This is a genomic window from Rhodococcus erythropolis NBRC 15567 (assembly GCF_001552595.1).
In the GTDB taxonomy this organism is placed as follows: Bacteria; Actinomycetota; Actinomycetes; order Mycobacteriales; family Mycobacteriaceae; genus Rhodococcus_F; species Rhodococcus_F erythropolis.
In genome coordinates this window covers 127,102-149,404 of the sequence record NZ_BCRM01000005.1, presented here as the reverse complement: position 1 = coordinate 149,404, position 22,303 = coordinate 127,102, and the positions used below count along the sequence as shown (strand labels likewise).

At 62.6% G+C, this 22,303-nt stretch carries 18 protein-coding genes and 1 pseudogene; 8 read left to right on the top strand and 11 right to left on the bottom strand.

Going from position 1 to position 22,303, the window contains the following annotated elements; genetic code table 11:
• Positions 1-7: 7 nt before the first annotated feature.
• From RE4_RS10200 to RE4_RS10190, 3 genes are read right to left on the bottom strand one after another with little or no spacing between them, the layout of a single operon-like run.
• Entirely contained in the window at positions 8-2,551 is a 2,544-nt protein-coding gene (locus tag RE4_RS10200; RefSeq protein ID WP_060938530.1) for a polynucleotide kinase-phosphatase, read from the bottom strand.
• A complete protein-coding gene (locus RE4_RS10195; protein ID WP_020907670.1) occupies positions 2,548-3,972 on the bottom strand; it encodes a 3' terminal RNA ribose 2'-O-methyltransferase Hen1 in 1,425 nt (474 codons plus the stop codon). The genes RE4_RS10200 and RE4_RS10195 overlap by 4 nt, the downstream gene beginning before the upstream one ends.
• Positions 3,973-4,009: 37 nt before the next feature.
• Positions 4,010-5,047, bottom strand: coding sequence for an Rv2578c family radical SAM protein (locus tag RE4_RS10190; protein WP_003944842.1), 1,038 nt, complete (start codon positions 5,045-5,047; stop codon positions 4,010-4,012).
• A gap of 98 nt (positions 5,048-5,145) precedes the next feature.
• On the opposite strand from RE4_RS10190, the gene RE4_RS10185 reads away from it, so the two are divergent.
• Genes RE4_RS10185 through RE4_RS10170 form a run of 4 tightly spaced genes read left to right on the top strand, consistent with a single transcriptional unit; the run spans position 5,146 to position 8,712 of the window.
• Positions 5,146-5,511 (top strand): RidA family protein, encoded by a 366-nt coding sequence (locus RE4_RS10185; protein WP_019748335.1) that lies wholly within the window; start codon positions 5,146-5,148, stop codon positions 5,509-5,511.
• 54 nt (positions 5,512-5,565) lie between these two features.
• Positions 5,566-6,450, top strand: a complete 885-nt coding sequence (locus RE4_RS10180) for a DUF5995 family protein (RefSeq protein ID WP_078377493.1) — start codon at positions 5,566-5,568, stop codon at positions 6,448-6,450.
• A 49-nt stretch (positions 6,451-6,499) separates the two neighbouring features.
• Positions 6,500-7,933, top strand: coding sequence for a putative nucleotidyltransferase substrate binding domain-containing protein (locus tag RE4_RS10175; protein WP_238076717.1), 1,434 nt, complete (start codon positions 6,500-6,502; stop codon positions 7,931-7,933).
• Positions 7,930-8,712: a Fic/DOC family protein gene (locus RE4_RS10170; RefSeq protein ID WP_060938528.1), complete on the top strand. Its 783-nt coding sequence runs from the start codon at positions 7,930-7,932 to the stop codon at positions 8,710-8,712. Before RE4_RS10175 ends, RE4_RS10170 begins: the two co-directional genes overlap by 4 nt.
• A 115-nt stretch (positions 8,713-8,827) precedes the next feature.
• Here RE4_RS10170 and RE4_RS10165 read toward each other — a convergent pair whose 3' ends face one another.
• The 4 genes from RE4_RS10165 to RE4_RS10150 are packed head-to-tail and all read right to left on the bottom strand — an operon-like array spanning position 8,828 to position 13,852.
• Positions 8,828-10,810 carry a 5-oxoprolinase/urea amidolyase family protein gene (locus RE4_RS10165; protein ID WP_060938527.1) on the bottom strand — a complete coding sequence of 661 codons (1,983 nt, stop codon included), beginning with the start codon at positions 10,808-10,810 and terminating at the stop codon, positions 8,828-8,830.
• Positions 10,807-11,460 (bottom strand): urea amidolyase associated protein UAAP2, encoded by a 654-nt coding sequence (locus RE4_RS10160; protein ID WP_060938526.1) that lies wholly within the window; start codon positions 11,458-11,460, stop codon positions 10,807-10,809. Before RE4_RS10160 ends, RE4_RS10165 begins: the two co-directional genes overlap by 4 nt.
• Positions 11,457-12,290 (bottom strand): urea amidolyase associated protein UAAP1, encoded by an 834-nt coding sequence (locus tag RE4_RS10155; RefSeq protein WP_047888372.1) that lies wholly within the window; start codon positions 12,288-12,290, stop codon positions 11,457-11,459. Before RE4_RS10155 ends, RE4_RS10160 begins: the two co-directional genes overlap by 4 nt.
• Before the next feature lie 2 nt (positions 12,291-12,292).
• On the bottom strand, positions 12,293-13,852 hold the full coding sequence (locus RE4_RS10150) for an amino acid permease (protein ID WP_020907661.1): 1,560 nt from the start codon (positions 13,850-13,852) through the stop codon (positions 12,293-12,295).
• A gap of 197 nt (positions 13,853-14,049) precedes the next feature.
• Here RE4_RS10150 and RE4_RS10145 point away from each other — a divergent pair, with 197 nt between their 5' ends.
• A complete protein-coding gene (locus tag RE4_RS10145; RefSeq protein WP_060938525.1) occupies positions 14,050-14,781 on the top strand; it encodes a TetR/AcrR family transcriptional regulator in 732 nt (243 codons plus the stop codon).
• Between the two features lie 12 nt (positions 14,782-14,793).
• On the opposite strand, the gene RE4_RS10140 is transcribed toward RE4_RS10145, so the two are convergent.
• Complete coding sequence (locus RE4_RS10140) at positions 14,794-15,348, bottom strand: LysM peptidoglycan-binding domain-containing protein (RefSeq protein WP_019748325.1); 555 nt, start codon at positions 15,346-15,348, stop codon at positions 14,794-14,796.
• Positions 15,349-15,787: 439 nt separating this feature from the next.
• Here RE4_RS10140 and RE4_RS10135 point away from each other — a divergent pair.
• A pseudogene (locus tag RE4_RS10135) lies at positions 15,788-16,435 on the top strand (hypothetical protein).
• Between the two features lie 17 nt (positions 16,436-16,452).
• Here the strand turns inward: RE4_RS10135 and RE4_RS10130 are convergent.
• Genes RE4_RS10130 through RE4_RS10120 form a run of 3 tightly spaced genes read right to left on the bottom strand, consistent with a single transcriptional unit; the run spans position 16,453 to position 20,534 of the window.
• Positions 16,453-18,135: an ATP-binding cassette domain-containing protein gene (locus RE4_RS10130; RefSeq protein WP_020969548.1), complete on the bottom strand. Its 1,683-nt coding sequence runs from the start codon at positions 18,133-18,135 to the stop codon at positions 16,453-16,455.
• Positions 18,136-18,150: 15 nt separating this feature from the next.
• Positions 18,151-19,914: a 3-oxosteroid 1-dehydrogenase gene (gene kstD / locus RE4_RS10125; RefSeq protein ID WP_060938524.1), complete on the bottom strand. Its 1,764-nt coding sequence runs from the start codon at positions 19,912-19,914 to the stop codon at positions 18,151-18,153.
• Positions 19,914-20,534, bottom strand: a complete 621-nt coding sequence (locus RE4_RS10120; RefSeq protein WP_060938590.1) for a TetR/AcrR family transcriptional regulator — start codon at positions 20,532-20,534, stop codon at positions 19,914-19,916. Before RE4_RS10120 ends, kstD begins: the two co-directional genes overlap by 1 nt.
• 158 nt (positions 20,535-20,692) lie before the next feature.
• Here RE4_RS10120 and RE4_RS31565 point away from each other — a divergent pair, with 158 nt between their 5' ends.
• Positions 20,693-21,196, top strand: a complete 504-nt coding sequence (locus tag RE4_RS31565; protein ID WP_230091149.1) for a nuclear transport factor 2-like protein — start codon at positions 20,693-20,695, stop codon at positions 21,194-21,196.
• Entirely contained in the window at positions 21,193-22,248 is a 1,056-nt protein-coding gene (locus tag RE4_RS10110) for a BUD32 family EKC/KEOPS complex subunit (RefSeq protein ID WP_060938523.1), read from the top strand. The genes RE4_RS31565 and RE4_RS10110 overlap by 4 nt, the downstream gene beginning before the upstream one ends.
• The last annotated feature ends 55 nt before the right edge of the window (positions 22,249-22,303 follow it).

The window sequence follows — 22,303 nt, the reverse complement described above, 5'->3', positions numbered from 1 at the left end:
CCGGCCGTCACAACCGCGGGTCGACCGGCTCCGATTCGAGAGCCAACACTGCGAACACGGCCTGGTGCGCTCGCCACAAAGGTTCACGGTCGACGAGCCTGGATACCGCCTCCATGCCGAGCGCGTACTCGCGCAGCGCCATCGACTGCTTGTGTCCGAGGTTGCGGTTACGCAATCTCGCAAGCGTCGACGGTTCGAGGTAGTCGGCACCGTAGATCAATCGCAGGTACTCCCGGCCGCGAACCTTGATCCCCGGCTGAACCTTCGCGTTGTACCCCCGCGGTCCGTGAATCTGATTCGCCAGCGGTTTGACGACCATCCCCTCACCACCGTCACCGATGAGCGACTCCCACCACTTCGTCGCTTCGGACACCGAGTCTTCGGAACCGAGATCGACGACCAGGCGACGTGTAGTGGTAAATCGATTCGGGTCGGCCGCGGCCAGGCGGTCCGAAATACCGAGGTGCCATTCGTGATCCCGTTCCCCGTACGACTGGCCCTCGGTCGCCAGAATCTGGAACGGCGCGATGGTGACGCCGTCCAGTCCGTTCGTCGGCCACACGTACCGTCGGTACGCCTCTCCGAAGCGCTCGATACTGGCGGCCCGAACAGTTGTCTGTTCGAACATCTCCGCCACGTCCAGGCCCCGCGACCCGGCCCGCGCCAACACGGCCTCGCGAGCTGTGAGGTCTGATCGCCCGGCCGCCGCGACCGACGCGTACTGCGAGCGCAGCAGACCTTCCGCTTTGACGTTCCACGGCAACAATTCGCAGTCGAGGAGCAGCCAGTCGGTGCCCAACTCTTCCCACAACGCAGCGGAGGTGACTGCGGCGGCGATGTCGTCGATCAACTGCTGAGTCAGGTCGTCGTCGAAGAACTGGCGGCCGGTGCGGGTGTGCACCATCCCGCTGAGCGCATCCGGTGCGTCGAAGCGGGACTGAGCAACCGATCGATCACGGCACACGAGCACCACTGCCCGCGAACCCATGTGCTTCTCTTCGCAGATCACTGTTCCGATTCCGCCGGCCCGGTATGCGTCGAACGCGGTCGACGGGTGTTCCAGATAATCATCGGATTGGGCGCTCGCGCAGGGCGCCATGGTCGGCGGTAGGTACCGCAGCCATTGCGGCGCGACGGCGAATCGGCTCATCACTTCCAAGGCGCCGGCAGCGTTGTCGGTGCGAACGGACACTCGACCGCGCAGTTCGGTGTCGACGCCGGTTGTTTCGAGGACGTCGGCGAGATCGAGCACATCCGGATCACGAGTCGGCGGTGCCAGCGGTACCACCGGCTCGTACCAAACCTGCTCCGCCGGAACCGACACGATCTCTCGTTCCGGGTATCGAAGGGCGGTGAGGGATCCACCGAACACACAGCCGGTGTCGAGGCACGCGGTGTTGTTGATCCATTCCACCTCGTGCACCGGAGTGTGACCGTAGAGGACCATCGCTGATCCTCGGTAGTCCTGCGCCCACGGGTATCGAACGGGCAGGCCGAATTCGTCCGTCTCACCGGTGGTTTCACCGTAGAGCGCAAAGCTTCGCACTCGGCCGGACGCCCTGTTGTGGTAGTCCTCCTTGAGACCGGCGTGCGCGACAACGAGTTTGCCGTCGTCCAGGACGAGGTGCGCGACGAGACCGTCACAGAAGTCGACGACGCTTTCGCGGAACTCCGCCGACTCGCTGGCCATCTGCTCGAGGGTCTCGGCGAGTCCGTGACTCGGCGTGACCTTCTTACCGCGCAGCGCCTTGACGAGTTTGTTCTCGTGGTTACCCGGAACCGCTATCGCATGTCCCGCCGCGACCATCCCCATGACCAGACGCAGCACACCGACCGAATCCGGTCCCCGATCCACGTAGTCACCGAGGAAGACGGCAGTTCGCCCGTCCGGCGGCACCGCATCGACAGCTCTGCCATCCGTCCCGAAGTCGACGGTGTAGCCGAGTTTCACGAGGAGCGTCTCGAGCTCACTTCGACATCCGTGGATGTCACCGATGACGTCGAACGGACCACGCTCGACACGCAGATCGCTGCGGAGCGGGTGGCGCAAGAATGTGGCTTCGGAAACCGCGTCCTCACCTCTGAGGATGTGAACCGAACGGAAACCTTCCTTACCCAACCCGCGGAGCGAGCGAGTCAACTGTTGGTGCTGGCGACGAATCACGTCGCGTCCGAACGTCCGATCAGAGCGTGCGTCGTTTCGTGCAGAACAGACCGATTCCGGAACATCGAGCACGACTGCCACCGGCAGTATGTCGTGCTCGCGAGCCAACGCAACGAGTCGCTTGCGCGCGGCGGGCTGGACGTTGGTCGCGTCGACCACCGTGAGGCGTCCGCGTCGCAAACGCTTGGCCGCGACGAACTCCAGCACTTCGAAAGCATCGGACGTCGACTCCTGTGAGTTCGGATCGTCACTGACCCACCCTCTGAATGTGTCACTCGAGAGGGTTTCGTACTCACCGAAGTGGCGCGCCGCAAAGGTCGACTTTCCCGAGCCACTGACGCCGATGAGTACTACCAGGGCGAGATCTGGAATCTCGTACACCGTCATGACGTTCGTGCCTCCTTCGTGAAGATTGCCATCTGTGTCGGCCCGCCGAGGACCGGATCAATTGCTCCGATAAATTCGAACTCCACGCAATAGCCGTGGACTCGGGCCGTTTCGGTTGCCCAGTCGTCGAATTGGGTCCGTGAGAACTCGAACCTGTGATCGGGGTGCCTGAACTCTCCCGCGGCCAATGCCGGATACAGCACGTTGTAGTCGGCATTCGGAGTAGTCAGCAGCACATACTGCGGTTCTGCGTCCACGAAGACCGATCTGACCAGCGCCGGCAGGCGCGCCGTGTCGACGTGCTCGACCACCTCCATCAGCACGGCTGCGTCGAAGCCTTTCAAGCGTGCGTCGCGGTACGTCGCGGACGACTGCATCAAAGACACACGTTCACGCTGGACGTCGGACATTTCGGTGAACTTCAATCTGCGTTGCGCCCGTGTCAGTTCGCGCGCGCTCACATCGACGCCGACAAGTTTGTCGAATTGAGCGTGCGGCATCAGCGCCTCGAGCAATTTACCTTCGCCACAACCGATATCGACAATTGTTCTCACGTGCAGTCGCTGAAGCGTCGCCAAAACTGCGTCGACGCGAAGGCGTGCCAGCGGCGGATCCGGTCTCGGTGCTTCGATCTGCGCCTCAGCTTGTTCGGGAATCAGTCGATCGACCACCGATTCGACCAGGTCGCGTCGACGAGCCAGGTAGCGGGACATGATCAGCGCGGAATCCGGATGCGACGCCAACCACTCTCCAGCGACGCGGATCAATTTGTCTGCCTCGTCAGGTCCCACCCAGTAGTGCTTCACATCGTCGAGGACGGGCAACAGCACGTAGAGGTGCCGTAGGGCACTCTGCACCGTGTGTTCCCCGGTAAGTGTCAGCGACACGAAGTCGGAGTTTCCCCACGTCGGTAGGTGCGGATCAAGCTGCACCGGTATCGCGGTCACGTCCCAGCCCAGCGGCTCGAACAGCCGACGAGGCAATTCCGCATCGCCGCCACACGGAACCACCGGAATCGAGACGGTCAACGCGAGTTCGGCTCCGACGAGTTCCGGGTGCGACTTGCACGTTCCCGTCAACGCGGTCCGAAACAGCTTCGACAGAGCAACCGAGAGTATGGACGACGCCGCATACGGCCGATCGTTGACGTACTCCCCCAGCGAAAAGTTGTCGCCACTCTTGCCTCGTCGATACCTACTCTGCACAAGTTCGATGGGGTCGACGTCCACAATCACTGCCACCGTGGTCTTTTCGGCCGAGGCCTCCGGGTACAGGACCGTGGCGGTGCCGATCGCCAAGTCGAAGCTTTGCACGCGGTCGGGATGTTTGTGCAGCAGGTAGCTCAACGCGGTCGCATCAGGAGTCTGCGGGGTCGGGGTGGACGTCAGTGTGAGTAGCACCAGGCGAATGTAGCCCGGCAAACGTCCGGGGCGCCTCCGATTTACGCGCCCGCGGCCGTCAGAACAAAGTGAGAGCTGCTCCCGCACCCACCAGTTCCCGAGGCGCCTCACGCGGTTCACTGCCAGCCGCACTGACGTCTCGATGCTCCGAACGACCACCCAACCCATGACGCTCGACCAATGGCTCGACACGGCTTGCGAGCCAACGCTTGTATTCGGGAGTGACATACGCACCCCGCCCGTACAGCTCGCGGTAGCGACGGATGAGTGCCGGATGTTCCTGAGCAAGCCAATTCATGAACCAACCCCGAGTACTCCCCCGCAGGTGCATCGGGAAGACCGTCACACTCGTCGCACCGGCTTCGGACAGTGCCTCGAACAGACCGTCGAGGTGACTGGTGGAATCGGTGAGGAACGGAATGACCGGCGCCACCATGACATTGCACGAGAATCCCGCGTCGGTGATGGCCCGGATCATCTCGAGACGCGCCCGCGGTGACGGGGTACCAGGCTCGATCTGCTTCTGAAGTGCAGCGTCGTTGATCGCCAATGACACTCCGATTCCGACGTCGACCTGCGCCGCCGCCATCTTCAACAGCGGCAGGTCCCGTCGGAGCAGAGTTCCCTTCGTCAAGATCGAGAAGGGAGTTCCCGATTCGGTCAACGCGCGAATAATGCCGGGCATCAAGCGGTATCGGCCCTCCGCTCGCTGATAAGGATCAGTGTTGGTACCCAGTGCCACTGCCTCCCGTTTCCAGGACTTTCGCGCCAATTCCTTGCGGAGCACCGCGGCAATGTTCGTCTTCACGACCACTTGGGAATCGAAATCCGCGCCGGCGTCGAGGTCGAGGTACTCGTGACTCGGTCTCGCGAAGCAATATCGGCATGCGTGCGAGCAACCACGAAAAGCGTTGACGGTGAAGCTGAACGGCAACGTCGACTCTTCGGGCATCTTGTTGAGCGCGCTCTTGCAGAGCACCTCGTGAAACGTGATTCCCTCGAACTCGGGAGTCTGCACGGAGCGAACCAACCCGGCCCGTTCGAGTCCGGGTAGCGCTCCGTCATCTGCATCCAATGCCTGACCCGACCACCTCATGGCCCCAAGTCGAACACTTGTTCTAAGGTATGTCAAGATGGAGCGAATACCCGACCGTGCCTCACCACGGCCGGGAAGTTGTTGGCAGAATTCGGGGCATGTCGAACAGAATCAATATTTCGTCCGGTTCCGAATGGGAACCCAAGATCGGTTACTCCCGTGCCGTGCGCATCGGTAACCAGATCGCAGTCTCTGGCACCACCGCTCCTGGCGAGACCCTCACAGATCAGACCCGCGCAGCGCTCGAAACTATCAAGGCAGCACTTGCCGAGGCCGGCGCCTCGCTCGACGACGTCATCCGCACTCGCATGTACCTGCGCGACATGACGCAGTGGGAGCAGGCTGCTCTGGCGCACGGTGAAGTGTTCGGCGAGATTCGTCCCGCCACGACCATCCTCGAGGTCAGCTCGCTGATCGACCCCGCTCTGCTCATCGAGATCGAGGCCGACGCGGTTCTCAGCTGATCGCCAATCCGGACAATTGTGAAAATGGACGCCTAGTCTGAGCCGATGAATCCGATGCGGCTGTATCCGTTGACGCTCGCGCTCGGCATCACCGCCGCTTTCCTCTCGCCCGGTTCTGCACTCGCAGATCCGGGCGAGAGTCTTTCGACGGCTTGCGGTAGCCCTCTGAGCAATGCCGAGGTGGGCCGGATTGTCGAACTCAGCGACGTCACGACGCTGACCGGTGCCGGACTGCCTCGGCTCGAGACCGCTGTCGAACGTCATCGTGAGATCACGTCGATCCTCGTCTCACACCACGATTGGCGAGGCTTGTTCTCCATCGGCCTCGACGCTGTCGAACACGAGGCGGTGATGCCGCTGCAGCGAGACCCTGCGGCCTTCGCCGATGACGAGTGGGCCCATTCCGTCAGCTTCGAATTGCTGCGCAGGTACCTGGTGAACGTCCATGCGGAGTTCACCGGTACTCCCACCGATCCGGCGTGGACCAACTACTTCGCCCTGACACGTCAGTGCGACGCCAGTCCAGCACGGGTTGCCATGGCCGGCTACAACGCGCATCTCACCGTCGACCTCGCTCACGCCGTCGCCACGTCCGGAACCACTGCGGAGGATGTCACGGATTTCTACAAGATCGTCGATTCCATTGCCGTCAAGGGTGGTTCGATCGTGACCCTCACCAAGGCCGAGTACGACGCCGATCTGGGGCCGCTCTGGCGGTTCTACTTCGTCGGCGAAGGACTCGACCGATTGGCCGGAAACTCGCAGCCCTCGGAACTGCTGCTCCGCGCCGCCGACAGCGGATACAACACCATCACACTGGCCAACGGATTCGCCCTCCAGAATCCGCAGACACGTCCCGGCGCAGAACAGGAGATCGACGCACTCTGGCGTACTACGGATTCCGCTCTCGACGTACTCTCGCGACTCGGCGGTCTCTGACATCTCACCCTCCGCTGCCTGAAACGGACACACCTGCGACAATGACCCCATGACGGGGCACTCGGCGGGGCAAGGCATCCAGAGTCCCGCCATGCGCCGGGTGCGAGACCTGTTGCGCGGGCCCGCAATTGTCTGCGACGGCCAGGCAACCATCCGCGAGGCCGCGAAGTTGATGACCGATGCGGGCCGCCGTGCTGTTGTGATCCCGACGGAGACAAGCGGTTTCGGAATCTTCACCGAAGGTGACCTACGCGCTCGCGTGGTAGTCGGTGGTATCGACAGCAATCAGCCGGTATCAACAGTGATGACGCCGTCAGCAGTGACAGTCGATCCGGATCGATTGGGCGCCGACGCCGTGACCGACATGCTCGAGTACGGATTGCGCCATCTCCCGGTCGTGACCGAGGCAGGCGCACTGATGGGTGTGCTCGAACTCAGCGACCTCCTGACTTCGGCCACCAATCAGGGTTTCGAACTGCGCGCAGCGCTCGCCACAGCACAGGACGACGCCCACCTCGTCGAAACAGCCCGCGCGGTCCCTGTTCTGGTGACGGAATTGGTGGCGTCACGGGTCTCACCGCTCGACATCGGCGCGACGCTGGCCGTGCTGATCGACGTGACGGTCAGGCGAGCCATCGAATTGGTGGTGAGCGGAGACGAGCGACCGGATTTCGCGTGGCTGTCGCTCGGCAGCGTTGCCAGGCGTGAAGCGCTCCCCTCTTCGGATATCGACAGTGCGCTGGTGTGGGGCGGCGAATCTCATCACGAGGGAGCCGACGCCGCGAAGACCATCCACGACATCCTCGATCTCTGCGGGTTCCCTCGCGACACCAAGAACGCCGTCGCGACCCAGGCCAGGTTTGCTCGGACGCTCCCACAATGGCGCACTGCGCTGCGAAAATGGGTGTCCAACCCGTATCAGGACCAAGCCCTGGTCATGTTGTCGATGCTGGCGGATGCCCGTGTCGTCGCAGGCGATCCGGCGTTGGATCCTCGCCCTGCGGCGTTGGATCAACTGCGACTGCACCCGGCCGTCATGCGACTACTCCTTCGCGAAGCGGTCGGAGACAAGGCAAAGCTCCATTCGTTCAAGGACGTGATGACGCGTCGGACCGGAACCGTCGACCTCAAAGCCAGCGCCGTCCAACCGATCGTGAACATCGCTCGATGGGCGGGGATTTCCGTGGGCGCCCGCACGAGTTCGACACTCGAACGCCTCAAGGCTGCAGCGGGAAGCGGTTTCCTACTCGACGACGACGCCCAGGTACTGATCGAATCTTTCGAAGTGTTGCAGCAGATTCGTGTCCGCCACCAGACCGATCAGTTCGCGGCAGGTCGGCCACCGACCGACGAAGTCGTGATCTCCGAACTCACTCCGCTCTCGCGGAGCTTGCTGAGCAATGCAGTGCGCGAGGTCGCAGGTGTGCAACGACGACTCGAATATGCCGCGTCCGCGTCGGCGCTACCCGACATCGACCCGTGAATCGCACTGCGCTCGAACAGGTTCTGGCGGCGGAGCGCCTCGAAGGCTGGGATCCGAGTAACGAGCAGATCGCGGAACTCGAGGCCGTCATGATCGGGATGCTTTCTCGGCGTGAGTATTTCGAGCAGGAATTAGCGCGAGCCGTCGGCCTGTCGTCAGCAATTCCCCCGCGGATCCGCTGGCGAAAATCAGCGCCGTACGTCTATCGCGGTACATCGGTGCTCGAGAACAATTTCGACGTGCGAGATCCCGCCGCACTGCAATCACTCGAGTTCGCGGCGACCGCGCTTCGTCTGGGTGAGGCGCATCTCGGCAGCGACCTCGTACCGCACACGCGAGACACAGCCGAACTTCTCCTACTTCACCAGCACGTTTTCCAAGATCTGTACCAGTGGGCCGGACACATCAGAACCGTTGACATCAGGAAAGGTGCGGCAACGTTTGCCCCGGTCTCGGCGATTCGGAACTACCTGTCCGAGGTGGAAGAGATCATCGCCGCCGTCGATTGGATAGCGCTCGATCACGGCGCTGCGTCGTTCGCGCTCGCATCGGTGTACTCGACGCTCAATCATGCCCACCCGTTTCGGGAAGGAAACGGGCGAACCGGAACACTCTTCCTGCACCGACTCGCCGCCGACACCCGATATCAGCTCGACTTGGCGCGGGTGAGCAGAACCGAGTGGGTATCCGCGTCCAGGGATTCTGCGCCTTTCCGGCCCACCGGGACCCCGTCGCCTCGCCCGTTCATCGATCTGTTCAATCGCGCGCTGACTCGCTGACGCAAACATCTGCTGCCCGTTCCAGGCGGACTGAACACCGTTACTGCTGAGTGAGCACCGCTTCCGACACTCTGGAAGCGGTGCTCACTCGAAGAAAAGGGTGCTCACTCGACCATCAACCGGGCAGCGCGAACTCTCCCGCGTCGGACCAGCGCTGACGCTCGGCTCCGAATGCGACGGACTGCATCGCGCGGAACTCCTCGATCGAGCGCGAGTTCGACGCAAGGAACTCCTGATGCTCGGCCAGCGAGAAGCTGCCGTCCTCGATCTCGACTCCCCCGCCGCGGCCGGCCGCAGTGTCCGCGCGCAGATCCATCAGCTCTTCCGGCTCGACGGGGTACCAGGAGATCCGGTCGAAAAATCGCAGCAACCAGGGAGTGCCCTCCTCGAACGGGCCCGACTTCGCGGGGTGACGGTGATTCCACACCTGCGTCGTACGTCCGACGAACTGGTACCCACCTGGGCCTTCCATGCCGTAGATGCAGAGGTAAGCCCCACCGATCCCGACGGCGTTTTCGGGGGTCCAGGTGCGGGCGGGGTTGTACTTGGTCGTGACAAGGCGATGACGTGGGTCGAGCGGCGTCGCGACCGGAGCTCCGAGGTAGACGTCACCGAGTCCGAGCACCATGTATTCGGCGCCGAAAACGGTGTCGAATACGTCGTTCACGGATTCGAGACCGTTCATCCGGCGGATGAACTCGATGTTCCACGGGCACCACGGCGCGTCCGCGCGCACTCCGTGCATGTACCGCTGGATCGCTTCGCGCGTAGCCGGGTCGTCCCACGACAGTGGCATCCGCACAGTGCGACTGGGCACAACGAGTTCGTTGGCCGCAGGCAAGGTGTCCTCCGCCTCGGCGAGCATTCCCATCAGTTTGCCGACGGGCAGCACGTCTGGGTCGACGCGGACCTGCAGGCTACGGATTCCCGGGGTGAGATCGAGTAGTCCGGCCGGCTTCTCGGCTTCGAGTCGCTGATGCAGTGCATGTGCACGCGCACGTAACGCCAGGTCGAGATTCATGTCGCCGTATTCGACCAACACATTGTCATCGCCTGAGCGCCGGTACGTGACCGCGGTGTCGCCGTCACGGCGGGCTATGACGCCGTCGTCGCCGTCACCACCGGAGGAATGCACAACCGAATTGGACGCTCGACGCGATACTCCGAGGTCACGGCGGGAGGCTGCCCGGTCGGCGCGGACCGGCACGAAGCGAATCTTGTTCCCGGGAGCCAACTGTCCAAGCTTCCAGCGATCAGCAGACACCACCGTGATCGGGCAGACGAAGCCGCCGAGGCTCGGTCCGTCGGGTCCGAGGAGGATGGGCGTGTCGCCGGTGAAGTCGAGTGCACCGATCGAATACGCGTTGTCGTGGATGTTCGAAGGGTGAAGTCCCGCTTCGCCGCCGGTGGTTCTGGCCCAGTCAGGTTTCGGACCGATCAACCGGACTCCGGTGCGGTCGGAGTTGAAGTGGACCTCGTACTCGGTCGCGTACAGCGTGTCGATGTCGGAGCGGGTGAAGAACTCCGGCGCCCCGTGCGGGCCCTCGGTCACCGCAAGTTCCCAGCACGTGTGTATCGCCGGAACATGCTCGGCGGGAACACCTCCCGCTGCCCCGGTCGCCTGTCCGAGTTTGAGAACGTCCCCCGCCCGCAAAGTCCTACCTTCGTGTCCACCGAACCTGCCCAGGGTGAAGGTCGACGCACTGCCGAGATAGTCGTCGGTCTCGATTCCGCCCTGTACGAGTACGTAGATGCGCAGTCCTGGGCCGCTGAGCGTCCCGACGTCGAGCACCGCTCCAGCGGGGACGAAAACAGGACGCCACTGACCGTGGGCGATGCCGTCGACGGTCACAGACACCGGAGCGCCCGTGACGCACACCGTGGTGTCCTCGTCGAACGTCATCGCAGGTCCGGCCATCGCGCATTCGATGCCGGGTGCGCCTTCGGGATTTCCGAGTGCGGTGTTTCCCAACCGAAACGACAGGTCGTCCATCGGGCCCGACGGTGGGACACCGATCTGCCAGTACCCGACGCGCCCTGGATAGTCCTGAACCGTCGTCAACATTCCGGGACGCACGATGGTCAGTTTTGCGTTCATTCGTCTGCCTCCGGCCGTGTGACGATCATGCGGACGGCCGTCGGATCGAAGCCGTTGCACGGGTTGTTGATCTGCGGGCAGTTGGACACGAGGACGAGCGCGTCGCGTTCGGCACGCAACGCGAGCCGCTTGCCTGGCGCAGACAGTCCGTCGACGATTCCGAGTGTGCCGTCGGGGTCGACCGGGACGTTCATGAAGAAGTTGATGTTGGACACCAGGTCCCGCTTGCCGAGCCCCCATTTTGCGCCCTCGACGAGGAAGTTCTCGACGCACGCGTGCTGATGCTTGGTGTGGTGGCCGTATCGCAGGGTGTTCGATTCCTGTGAGCACGCTCCGCCGACGGTGTCGTGGTTTCCGACCTCGTCCGCGACCAGGGTCATGAGTGGAGTTCCGTCGTCACTGCGGAGCACGGATCCTGTGGTCAGAAACAGATTCTGCTGCGCTGTGACCGTCGCTGCTGCCGAGTACCGAACGCTGTGATCGTCACTGGCGTAGACGAGTGTGTCGACGGCTTGATTTCCGTGCAGATCGACGATGGTCAGGACGTCGCCGGCGCGGACAACTGCGGACCACGGCCCGAACGCGTCAGCAATCTCGTCGAGGATCACCGTTCCGGGAACGAGGGCGGGGACATCCAAGGTGGTGGTCATGCGATCTCCTCCAGGTTCGAAGCCGTCCAGGCATCTTCGGTATTGAGCACTGCGCGTTGGTATTCCGGCCCGAGATCGTCAAGGCTGCCGAGTTCGTCGGCCGCGTTCCACGCGAGCACTTCGAGGGACGTGGTGGGAAACTCCAGCGCCGGATCGAGTGGGTGCGCGGTGTTGGCGATCATCACGATGACCGGCAGGTGGATCAGAAGGTCGACCGTCGCGCCGGCGCCGGCGGAACCCGTACTGGTGAGAGCGCCGTCGGCCTCGACGCGGACACCATGGAAGAAGGACAACGGTGGCGCTATGTCCTGCGGCCCGAGTCCGTTCTTCGCGGCAGCGACGGTGAACAGTTCACGACCGGCGGGTGAGGCACTGTGCAGCGAACCCTGCCCGTACTTCGCCTCGTTGGTAGCGCGTGACGTCGTTCCGCAGAACGCGTCGTGGTGACCCGACGTGTCGGCGACCACCGTCGCGAGTACTCGCCCCTGATCGGAGAGCAACGGGTGCCCGACACCGAGATAGGCCTGCCATGGCACCTTGACGGTATCGGCGACGTTGAGACGCTCCCAGGGGGCGTCGGCGCGGTAGAGCAAGATGTTTGCACAGGCGCTGCCGACGATGTCGCGAAGTCGCAATCGGGTTCCACGGGCGAGAACCTTTGTCGTGTATCGCCCACCCGGCACTGTTTCAGCCCAGGTCAGACGTTCGGGAGCGACGTCGTCGGGCGGGTTCGGCCAGCGGGTGGCCGGCAACACCGGCATGGAATCGGTGATCGTTCCGGCTTGAGAACGGGCATGCTCACGCGCTCCGGCGGTGGTCTGAGTACTCATGGTCAGGCTCCGATCGTGACGGGATTCGGGGTGGCGCGGCCACGTGGGAAGCAAGCGACTCCCAGCCCCACGACCAGCGCTACCGTGATGGGCGCGGCCCACTGCAGAATGGGGTACTCCCCCGTAGGGTTGAAGATCTCGGCTCGTGGCCAGGACAGGTTGATCACCATCAGCGCGCCGTACACAACCGCGGCGATGTTGACCGGAACTCCCCAGATGCCCAGGGAGAAAAGCTTTTTGCCTTCGGCGTCGAACTTGGGGCCGACTGCCGTGCGAGGCCATCCCTTGAGACGCTGAACCAGCAGCGGCACGGTCACCATGAGGTAGGCCAAGTAGATCAAGATGATGCATACGCTGGACAGGGTTGCGAAAATTGCCGAGTTGCCCACGTTGACGGCCAGGACGGCAATGCAGACCAGACCGATGAGGACGGACGGCGCGATAGGTGTTCCGGTGCGGGGGTTGACCTTTGCCAGTACCTGCGAGGCAGGCAGCCGCCCGTCGCGGGCCATGGAGAACATCAGCCGTGAAGCAGCAGTCTGAATGGCCAAGGTGCACACGAACACTGCGATCGAGACGTCGATCAACAAGACCGTGCCCCACGGCGAACTCAGAATAGAGGTCAGTACGTACGGCAAACCTTCCGTGGCCAGGCGTCCGTCGGTCAGTGAGGGCGCTGCCATCAACGCGCCGAGGATCATCAAGCCACCGCCGAGCGCGGAAGCGGAGAGTGCAAGGCGGATCGTACGAGGTGCGACGCGTCGGGGGTTGCGGGTCTCCTCGGCCAGTTCGCCTGCCGAACCGAAGCCGACCATGACGTAGGCAGCCATCAGTCCGGACATGATCCACGCCCAGGCGTATCCGGGCTGACCGCCGGCACTGCCGGTGTCGAGGACGACGTCCGGTCCGCGCTGAGCGTGGGTGAAGAACATCCCGATCACCGCGATGACACCGACGATTTCGCAGGTCACGCCGATGTTGTTGATACGCGACATCCAGTTGACGCCGATGCAGTTGATGAAGGTGGTCAGAACCAGAAGTACCGATCCGAGCAGCACGGCATTGGCAGCACCGCTCGAGGAGGTGAGTGCACTGTCCTCACCGATGATCTGGAACCCGCTCCACACATTCGGGAGCACGACCTGCAAGGCGATCGCGGCGGCCGACGCGGTGACGATCTGAGCGAGAATCATGAACCAACCCGCGAACCAGCCGACGATTTCACCACCCATCCGCCGCGACCACTGGTAGATGGCGCCCGAAATCGGATATCTGGCAGCAAGTTCCGCGAAGTTGAGAGCAACCATGAACTGACCGATGAAGACGACGGGCCAGGTCCAGAAGAACGCCGGACCCGCGAAACCGAAACCGAGGCCGAACAATTGGAAGATCGTGGTCAGGATGGAAACGAAGGAGAAGCCCGCGGCGAACGACGCGAACTTTCCCAGCGATCGATGCAGCTGCTGCTCGTAGCCGAACTCCGCGAGGTCACCGTCGTCGTGAGGCGAAGAGGCGAGTGCGGATGCGGTGGTGGGCTGCGCAGCCGGGGTGGTTGCACTCAACGGCGTACTCCTTCGGCGAAGCGATTCAGAGGCGAATAACTGTCGATTGATAGTTTTCGCGAAATCCACTCGCCGCAGGTGACGCCCGCGTATACGATTCGCCTGATTCTGTAACAGGCTCGTTGAGTACGTTTCGAGCACGTGACCGAATGCTCACAGCGACGGCCACCCCGCATGTAAGGCCAGAGCCTGCCACTATGGAAGGCGTGACCAACGCCGGCCCCGGACGACCCCGCCTGACCGCTCGCCGACGCCCGGGTGGGACTGCCCGGGCGGAGATCTTGGATGCAGCCGCTGAACTGTTCACCACCCGAGGCTTCGCCGCGACGTCGACACGCCACATCGCCGAAGCAGTCGGAATGCGTCAGGCGTCGCTGTACAACCATTTCGCCACCAAGGACGACATCCTGGTTGCACTGCTCGCCGACACCGTGACTCCGGCGCTCGACTTCGCGGAGAATCTCAGGCCACTCGGCACCTCACCCGAGGTGAAGCTGTACGCGCTTTCGTACATCGACGCGGCCCAACTGATCACCGGACGGTGGAACCTCGGCGTCCTCTATCTCTTACCGGAACTGAGAAGCGACAGGTTCATGTCGTTCCGAGCCGATCGCGATCGGCTTCGCGAGCAATACCGGGCCCTCGCCCAGGCAGTGCTCGACGCGATTGACGATCCAGCATCAACTCACCTGGCCGAGCTTCCGTTTCGCCTGGTGGAAAGCGTGATCAGCGCGCGAGCCGACGCACTCGAAGGCACCCCGCTCCCCAACGCCGCCGTCATCGCCGGGTCGGCACTGCACATTCTGGGGTGGCGCCAGGATCTCGATCCCATCCACACGGAAGCGGCAGAGCTCATTGCGAACGCAGAAACGCCGAAATTGTCCGGGGCTGCATCAGCTCCGGACAATTTCGACGCAATGAGGACCTAAACGGCCACGAGACTAGACCGAGAGGGACTGTCCCGGGAAGATCAGGTTGATGTTCGGGACCTGGCTGGCGAGGTTCTCGAGCGAGATGCCGTGTGCAGCAGCGATCTTCGACAGGGTGTCGCCTGCCTTGACCACGTAGTTGCCGCTTCCGGTGCTTGCTGCCGGAGCCGACTCGACGGAAGCCTCAGCGGTGACGGGGGCTGCTGCGGCCTCGTAGTTTCCTGCGGTGGTGCCGGTGGTCAGGTACTGACCGCAGACGGGCCATGCGCCGACGCCCTGGCCTGCGAGAACGTTCTCGGCGACACGGATCTGCTCAGACTGGCTGGCGTTGGCAGCGTTGCCCGATCCACCGAATGCGTTCCAGGTGCTCTGCGTGAACTGCAGTCCGCCGTAGAAGCCGTTTCCGGTGTTGGCGGCCCAGTTACCGGAGGACTCGCAGTTTGCGACTCCGGACCAGTCGTGGCCGGCTGCCGAAGCGGTGCCGGTGCTCATGGCGAGCGGGATTGCGACGACTGCGCCTGCGGTTGCAACTGCGCCGAGGGCGCGCTTGAAGGTGATGCTGGTCATTGGGTAAATCCTCTCCGCTACCGCGGACGAGGTCGGCCCGGACGCTTTCACGTCTCGTCGATCGACTCGCCTGTTTCACTCCTGCCCCGCGAAGGTTTCGGGAGTACCGGACCCGCGGGGCAGAAGCACGCAGTTGCGGGTCGGTGTTTGCCCGGTAGTTTCGGGCTGTCAACGACCGTAGGCGATGGTCACGGATTGGTCACGGGGCAGTTTTCCGGCACTGCCGTACCAGATTCAGTCGAGATTCAAGAAATAACCACAGGTCAACTAGTTGATTCGAGCTTCAACCATACCGATCGTTATCCGTCCGTTATGTGGCAACCGTCACTGCGATTTTGTGACCCACCGCACCGAAACGGGCGTGTCGGAACGCAAAACAGCCCCGTTCAAATGTTAGGAGAGTCCTGGCAACGAGCAAAAACCAACCGCCCCAATCATTATGGAGAATGAACTTGTGATCGTCGCAGTAGAAGGACCCAGCGCCGCCGGCAAGACCACCTGGTGCCGAACCCAACTCGGTGGACAAACCGCAGCGGAAGGATTCGTCGCCGAGTATCAGCCCACGGGGCGCGAGCCGGACGGCACGGATCTCGACGTCCAGGCAAGTTACTGGGCAACGGTCAATTCGAAGCGATGGTCGCAAGCGGAAGAACTCGAATCGAGAACCGGGATCGCGCTCTGCGACAGCGACCCGCTGAAACTGCACTACAGCTGGTGTCTCGCCGCGGTGGGCGCCGCACCTCGGGAGCGATTCGAGTACGAGCTCGAGGCAGTCGAGACGGCTTTTACGCGCCTCGAACTGGGTCTCGCGGATCTGACCGTCATCTCGATACCGTCACCGAAGCAACTTCGACTGCAGCGCGAAGGAGACCCCAGCCGCCGACGACGGCATTTCGAGCTTCACGCGACGCTCGCCGAGCCGCTCACCCACTGGTACTCGGCGGTGGACAGGGTGGATCCAGGTCGCGTTCTGTAGGGCTTCCCGACACTGCTCGATCTTTCGCGCTGTCCCCCACCTCGATCGGATCGCAGCGATCCGGGCCTCCTGCGCGCGATGATCAACGAGTTGCCGCCACTCCCCAGATAGCAAGCGGCTACTCGATCTCAGCGCGCTCGTTCGACCCTGGCCTCGTCCCACACCGGAGACTCGCTCTCGTACACGTTCCCGTCCGATCCGAATACCAGGAACCTGTCGAACCCGCGCGCGAACCAACGATCGTGGGTTACCGAGATGACGGTGCCGGCAAACTGTGCGATGCCCTGTTCGAGCGCGTCAGCCGAATGAAGGTCGAGGTTGTCGGTCGGCTCGTCGAGCAGCAACATCGTGGCGCCGGAAAGCTCGAGGAGCAGAATCTGCAGGCGCGCCTGCTGTCCGCCGGACAGGTCGTCGTACTTCTGTTCGGCTGCTTGGGACAATCCGTAACGGTCGAGCGCGCGGCTCGCCGCTTCACGCCCCATTCCGTTTCGGTGTTCGTCGCCCATGTGCAGGATCTCGAGCAGCGTGTTCCCGGTCAGATCAGGCCTGGAATGGGTCTGCGCAAACAATCCGGGACGTACCCGGGCACCCAGCGTCGCAGTACCCCCGTGCTCGACCGGCGCGATGTCGAGCGCCTCGACGGGCAGATGCTCGGTCCCCGGATCGGTCCCACCACCCGCCAAGAGACGAAGGAAATGTGACTTCCCGGATCCATTGGAGCCCAGCACGGCAACCCGATCTCCGTACCAGATCTCGGTGTCGAAAGGCTTCATCAATCCGGTCAGCTCGAGATCCTGACATACCAACGCGCGCTTGGCGGTTCGCCCGCCCGCCAGCCGAACTGTCACCTTCTGCTGAAGTGGAATCGCTTCGGGTGGCCCTGCCTCCTCGAACTTCGCCAACCTGGTTTGCGAGGCGTGATACCGCGCAGCGACGCCGTCGTTGAACTTGGCCTTTTCACGCAATCGCAGAACCAGGGCACGCAGTTTCGCGTGCTCCTCGTCCCAGCGTCGACGCAGTTCTTCGAATCGAGCGTTCCGATCTTCGCGGGCCTGGTGGTAGCTGGCCAGCCCAGCGCCGTGGGTCCACGACGTTGCGCCGCTGATTCCGGGCTCGAGCGTCACGATGTGGGTGGCCGCGTTGGCGATCAGTTCACGGTCGTGGCTGACGAACAAAACCACTTTCGACGATTCCGAGATCGTCTTTTCCAGCCATCGCTTGCCCGGAACATCGAGGTAGTTGTCCGGCTCGTCCAGCAGGAGTGCGTCGTCGGGCCCAGCGAAGAGTGCTTCGAGAACCAACCGTTTCTGCTCGCCACCGCTGAGCGAGTTGGCCGCGCGCCACTTCGCACGGTCATAAGGAACACCGAGAGCCGCGGTTGTGACCTTGTCCCAGAAGTCTTCGGTCTCGTAGCCGCCCACATCGGCCCAATCGGCCAGCGCATGCGAATACTTCATTTGAGTTGATTCCTCGTCGCGCTCGATCATCGCGTTTTCTGCCGTATCGAGCGCCAGTGCTGCATCCCGGATCCGCGCCGGAGAGACGGACAACAAAAGATCGCGCACGGTGGACTCGTCGCGAACCTGGCCGACGAATTGCCGCATCACGCCCAGTGTTCCGGATCGAGTGACAGCTCCCTCGTCAGCGACGGCGTCTCCGGCGACAATGCGAAGCAATGTCGTCTTACCAGTCCCGTTGGGCCCGATCAGTGCAGTTTTTGCACCGTTTCCGACCCGAAAGCTGACACCGCTGAGCAGTTGTCGACCATCAGGAAGGAAGTAGTCGACGTCGGCGATGTTGAGGTGGGTCACGCTCTCAAGGGAACCCTACCCACGGCGATCTGCCAAACCATTATTCCTGGCTTCGGTGTCGAGTTCACGACCGTCATGGGATCGTCCGACCGCATCGAGCGCGGCCAGATATCCGAAAACCATTGCGGGACCGATAGTTGCACCTGGACCGGCATAGGTATGACCCATGACCGGCGAGCTGGTATTACCCGCTGCGTAGAGCCCGTCGATGACCGAAGCGTCGGCGCGCAACGCTCGCGCGCGAGCGTCCGTGTTGATGCCGCCCTTGGTGCCCAGGTCTCCGGGCACCATCTTCGCGGCATAGAACGGACCCTTCGTGAGTTCTCCGAGGCTGGGGTTGGGCTTGTTGGTGCAGTCGCCGTAGTAGTGGTCGTATCTGCTTGTCCCACGGCCGAAGTCGCGATCGACTCCGTCGCGCGCGTGACTGTTGAATCGTGTGATGGTGGCGGACAGCGCATCGCCCGGCACTCCGATCTCGGCAGCGAGTTCGGCAATCGATCCAGCTCGCACGATCGCACCCGATTCGATCCACGACCGAGGTATCGGCCTGCGCGCCGGCACTCCCGCGAACAGATAACGGTCACGGTACGTCTGATCGAAGATCAGCCAAGCGGGGATGTTTTCAGCGGGTCCTTCACCTCGGCCGTACTTTCCGCCGAACATGGCGTGCGCGGCTTCGACGTAGGGAAGCGACTCGTTCATGAAGCGCTGACCGCTGGCGTTGACCATCAGGCTTCGAGGCAACGAGCGTTCCGCCAAGGCGAACCACGGGCCTTTGGGTAGCGGAATCGACGGGGCCCACCACGCGTCGTCCATGTACGAAATTGCCGCGTCGACGCGTAGAGCTGCACGGATACCGTCTCCGGTATTGGTCGGTGCCCCGAGAGTCCACTGCGCACTACTCGGCCGGCGCTGATACTCGCCTCGCATGTCGTCGTTGTTGTCGAACCCGCCGCACGCGAGGATGACACCGCATCGAGCGTGCATGGTTCTCTGCACTCCCCCGGACTCGAGTCGCGCACCCACGACACGATCATTGTCGGCAACCAAATCCACAAGCCTCGTTCCGAGCTCGACCGTCACTCCGGCGTCCCGAACTCCGAGCATCAGTTCCGCCATGAGCGCCGGCCCGAGCCCGATCAGCTTCTTCTTCCGAGCTTTTGCGACCAGGGATCTCATTCCCACCCGAAGCATTCGCACCGGCCCCCGCCAATGCCGAACCCCCGTGCTCAGCCAACGGTAATCAGATTGTTGGACAACCATGTTGAGCGGCACCTTCATGTACGGCGGATGAAGGGTCGCGAGATCGTCGCCCAGAGCTCGCGCGTCGAACGGGCGCGGCTCGCACGAGCGGCCGCTTGCAAGTCCGCCAGGTGCCTCGGGAAAGTAGTCGGAGTAACCCTTCACCCATTCGAGCTCGAGTGCAGAGTGCCGAATCAGGAAATCGAGGGCTTCCGGGCCTCGATCGATATACGTGTCGATACGGTCGGTGTCTGCATCCTCTCCGACAATGCTCTTCAGATATGTTCGCGCAGAGTCGATATCATCCGCCGGCGCCTCGCGGCGAAGTATCGAGTTTCCCGGAATCCACACTCCGCCCCCGGACCGGGACGACGAACCGCCCCAGTACTCCGACTTCTCCACGAGAATTGTCGAGAGTCCGTTGCGGGCTGCAGTGATGGCTGCGGACATGCCGGCAGCCCCCGATCCCACAACGATCACATCCACCGCTGGTACATCCACTACCGAGAGCTCGGAGTTTCGAGAGTTCTCGTTCATCACTGGTCACGACCTTTCATGTCATCGTCATCCTGCGTGCGCCACCGGGATCCCTGAACCGCGTCGAGTGCCCCCTCGACGCACACGGGAAGTGATGCCCCACGCTTCTGGGGGTTACGTATCCATTGCCGATAGCCGAACTCCGCCGCCGCCAACATCAAGTGAACGAGTAGTCCTGGTCGGCTGTCATTTTCAGGATCGAGTTGCATTCGTTGTGCCACCAACTCCACCAACCGATCACGATGCTCGGGCGCGATCAGCGCGACTCGATCCATCAGGTGCGGCGCGGTGCGGAACGCTGCTCGCCACTGATCGATCTCCGCGGACTCGAAAGCATTGGAACGCTCGAGGATTGCCCGCGAGATCGCAAGATCAGCCGACTCAGATGCCGGGCGATCCTCGAGCAGTGTCACGATCCCGGCACCGCCCTGCCTGACCTGGTCCAACAGCAGATCCTCTTTGTTACGAACGTGCCGGAAGTACGTACTCGCCGACACCCCCGCTGCTGCCGCAATCTGCTCGGTGGTCACATCCTCGAAACCGTCACGCGCGAACAGATCGAATGCCGCACGTTGAATGTCTGCTCGCACCTGCAACCGTTGTCTCTCCCGTAGTGACATCAGCAACGTCCTCCCGCCTCGGCCGAGATCCGGCCATTCTCGATAATGCGAGTCTCACCTATTGTGACAGTCACTGTCAATATCCAATTCTCTGTCAGATATCAGCAGACCTCGGCATTTCGTTGACAGGGCATTCGATGCCACGACAAGCTTCGAAGATGAAACGATGGTTCGCGGCGGGCTTCGGAACGGCGATCGTCTCGCGATCACTTCTGCGCAAAGCACTCATCTTCAAGTTCCGACGCGACGTACGTGCACTCAATTCCGGCAATTACCGGCCGCTGTTGAATTCCTATCACCACCACGCGGTGCTCAGATTCGCCGAGGGTGATCATCGGTGGGCAGGAGTGCATGCCGGACGGGACCAAATCGAGACGTTTCTCCAGGAATTTGTCGACGCGGGGCTTCAAGGCGCGGTCACCGAAGCGTATTTCGGTGGTCCGCTCTGGCGCATGACACTGCTCGCCCGATTCGACGACCGAGCCCGTGGCCCGGACGGCGCCGTCATCTATCAAAATCGAACAGTGCTTCTCGTTCGAACCAAGTGGGGAAGAATCGTCGAGCAGGAGGACTACTACGAGGACACCGCCAGAATCGGTGACTTCGACAGACGGCTCCGCGAAATCGAAGCCGGACGAGCCTGTGGCACAGTCGCGGAATGACGGACGTCAGGATTGACCGCCACCGGAAACTATCAGCATTCCTGTCTTCCCGGAACGATGTCGAACTGGCCCGACTGGTCGACACCGCTCGAGTCTCGAGCGTAGGCGTGGGCGGCGCCGCAGGACTCGTCGGTGTCTGCGAAAACAGGTTCGACAGCGTTCCGGTCTTCACCAAACGCATCCCACTGACCGAACAGGAACTCGCCGACGTGGGCTCTACTTCCAACCATTTCGACTTGCCGACGTTCTGCCAGTACGGCATTGGGGGCCCGAGCTTCAACGCCTGGCGAGAGCTGGCCGCGAACGTCATGGTCACAGAGGCCGTTCTGGCCGGCGAAACACAGTCGTTCCCAATGCTTTACCACTGGCGGGTGCTGCCCGGTCGATCGCCGGTTGCACTCGAACACGCCGACATCGCTTCCGTTCCCACCGCCTGCGCCAGTAGTGAAGCGCGGGTCCGCCTCGAAGCACTCGCCACTGCGCCGTGCAGCCTCGTACTGTTCTGCGAGTACATCGCACACCCGATCTCGGATTGGCTGCAAGACAACCCGGCCGCCAAAGCTGCCGAAGTCGAGCGACAGTTTTCGGAGATCGTGGCGTTCTTACGCGATCGACAGTTGCTGCACATGGACGGCCATTTCGGCAACATGCGCACCGATATGGAGCGGATCTACCTCACCGACTTCGGACTGGCCACATCCCCACACTTCGACCTGTCGACTACCGAACATGACTTCGTCCGGCGCCATGCCACCCATGACGCCGACTACGCCGCCATGCTTCTGGTCAACTGGCTGGTCACCGAAGTCTGCGGAGTGCCGAGACCGAAACACGGCGGACCAGTCGCCCGCAACCAGTACGTACGACGATGCGCCACAGGTCATGTCCCAGGTGATGTGGCACCGGAGGTGGCCGCGATCTTGACCCGGCACGCGCCCGCCGCTGCGAGAATGAACGACTTCTACTGGCGATTGTTCGACGGCGACTTCGATGCGCCCTACCCTCATGCCGCGGCAGTTCCGACTTCCGGTCGAGGACAGGGTTTTCCCTGAACTGCCGTCTCCACATCTCAGGGTCCATGTCATCCTCCGGACCGATGTGCTGGTC

Excerpts from the sequence above, each read along its gene's own strand:
- RE4_RS10200 (WP_060938530.1), bottom strand. The coding sequence starts at position 2,551 with ATGACGGTGTACGAGATTCCAGATCTCGCCCTGGTAGTACTCATCGGC.
- RE4_RS10190 (WP_003944842.1), bottom strand. The coding sequence starts at position 5,047 with ATGAGGTGGTCGGGTCAGGCATTGGATGCAGATGACGGAGCGCTACCC.
- RE4_RS10185 (WP_019748335.1), top strand. The coding sequence starts at position 5,146 with ATGTCGAACAGAATCAATATTTCGTCCGGTTCCGAATGGGAACCCAAG.
- RE4_RS10180 (WP_078377493.1), top strand. The coding sequence starts at position 5,566 with ATGCGGCTGTATCCGTTGACGCTCGCGCTCGGCATCACCGCCGCTTTC.
- RE4_RS10175 (WP_238076717.1), top strand. The coding sequence starts at position 6,500 with ATGACGGGGCACTCGGCGGGGCAAGGCATCCAGAGTCCCGCCATGCGC.
- RE4_RS10165 (WP_060938527.1), bottom strand. The coding sequence starts at position 10,810 with ATGAACGCAAAACTGACCATCGTGCGTCCCGGAATGTTGACGACGGTT.
- RE4_RS10160 (WP_060938526.1), bottom strand. The coding sequence starts at position 11,460 with ATGACCACCACCTTGGATGTCCCCGCCCTCGTTCCCGGAACGGTGATC.
- RE4_RS10155 (WP_047888372.1), bottom strand. The coding sequence starts at position 12,290 with ATGAGTACTCAGACCACCGCCGGAGCGCGTGAGCATGCCCGTTCTCAA.
- RE4_RS10145 (WP_060938525.1), top strand. The coding sequence starts at position 14,050 with ATGGAAGGCGTGACCAACGCCGGCCCCGGACGACCCCGCCTGACCGCT.
- RE4_RS10140 (WP_019748325.1), bottom strand. The coding sequence starts at position 15,348 with ATGACCAGCATCACCTTCAAGCGCGCCCTCGGCGCAGTTGCAACCGCA.
- kstD (WP_060938524.1), bottom strand. The coding sequence starts at position 19,914 with ATGAACGAGAACTCTCGAAACTCCGAGCTCTCGGTAGTGGATGTACCA.
- RE4_RS10120 (WP_060938590.1), bottom strand. The coding sequence starts at position 20,534 with ATGTCACTACGGGAGAGACAACGGTTGCAGGTGCGAGCAGACATTCAA.
- RE4_RS31565 (WP_230091149.1), top strand. The coding sequence starts at position 20,693 with ATGAAACGATGGTTCGCGGCGGGCTTCGGAACGGCGATCGTCTCGCGA.
- RE4_RS10110 (WP_060938523.1), top strand. The coding sequence starts at position 21,193 with ATGACGGACGTCAGGATTGACCGCCACCGGAAACTATCAGCATTCCTG.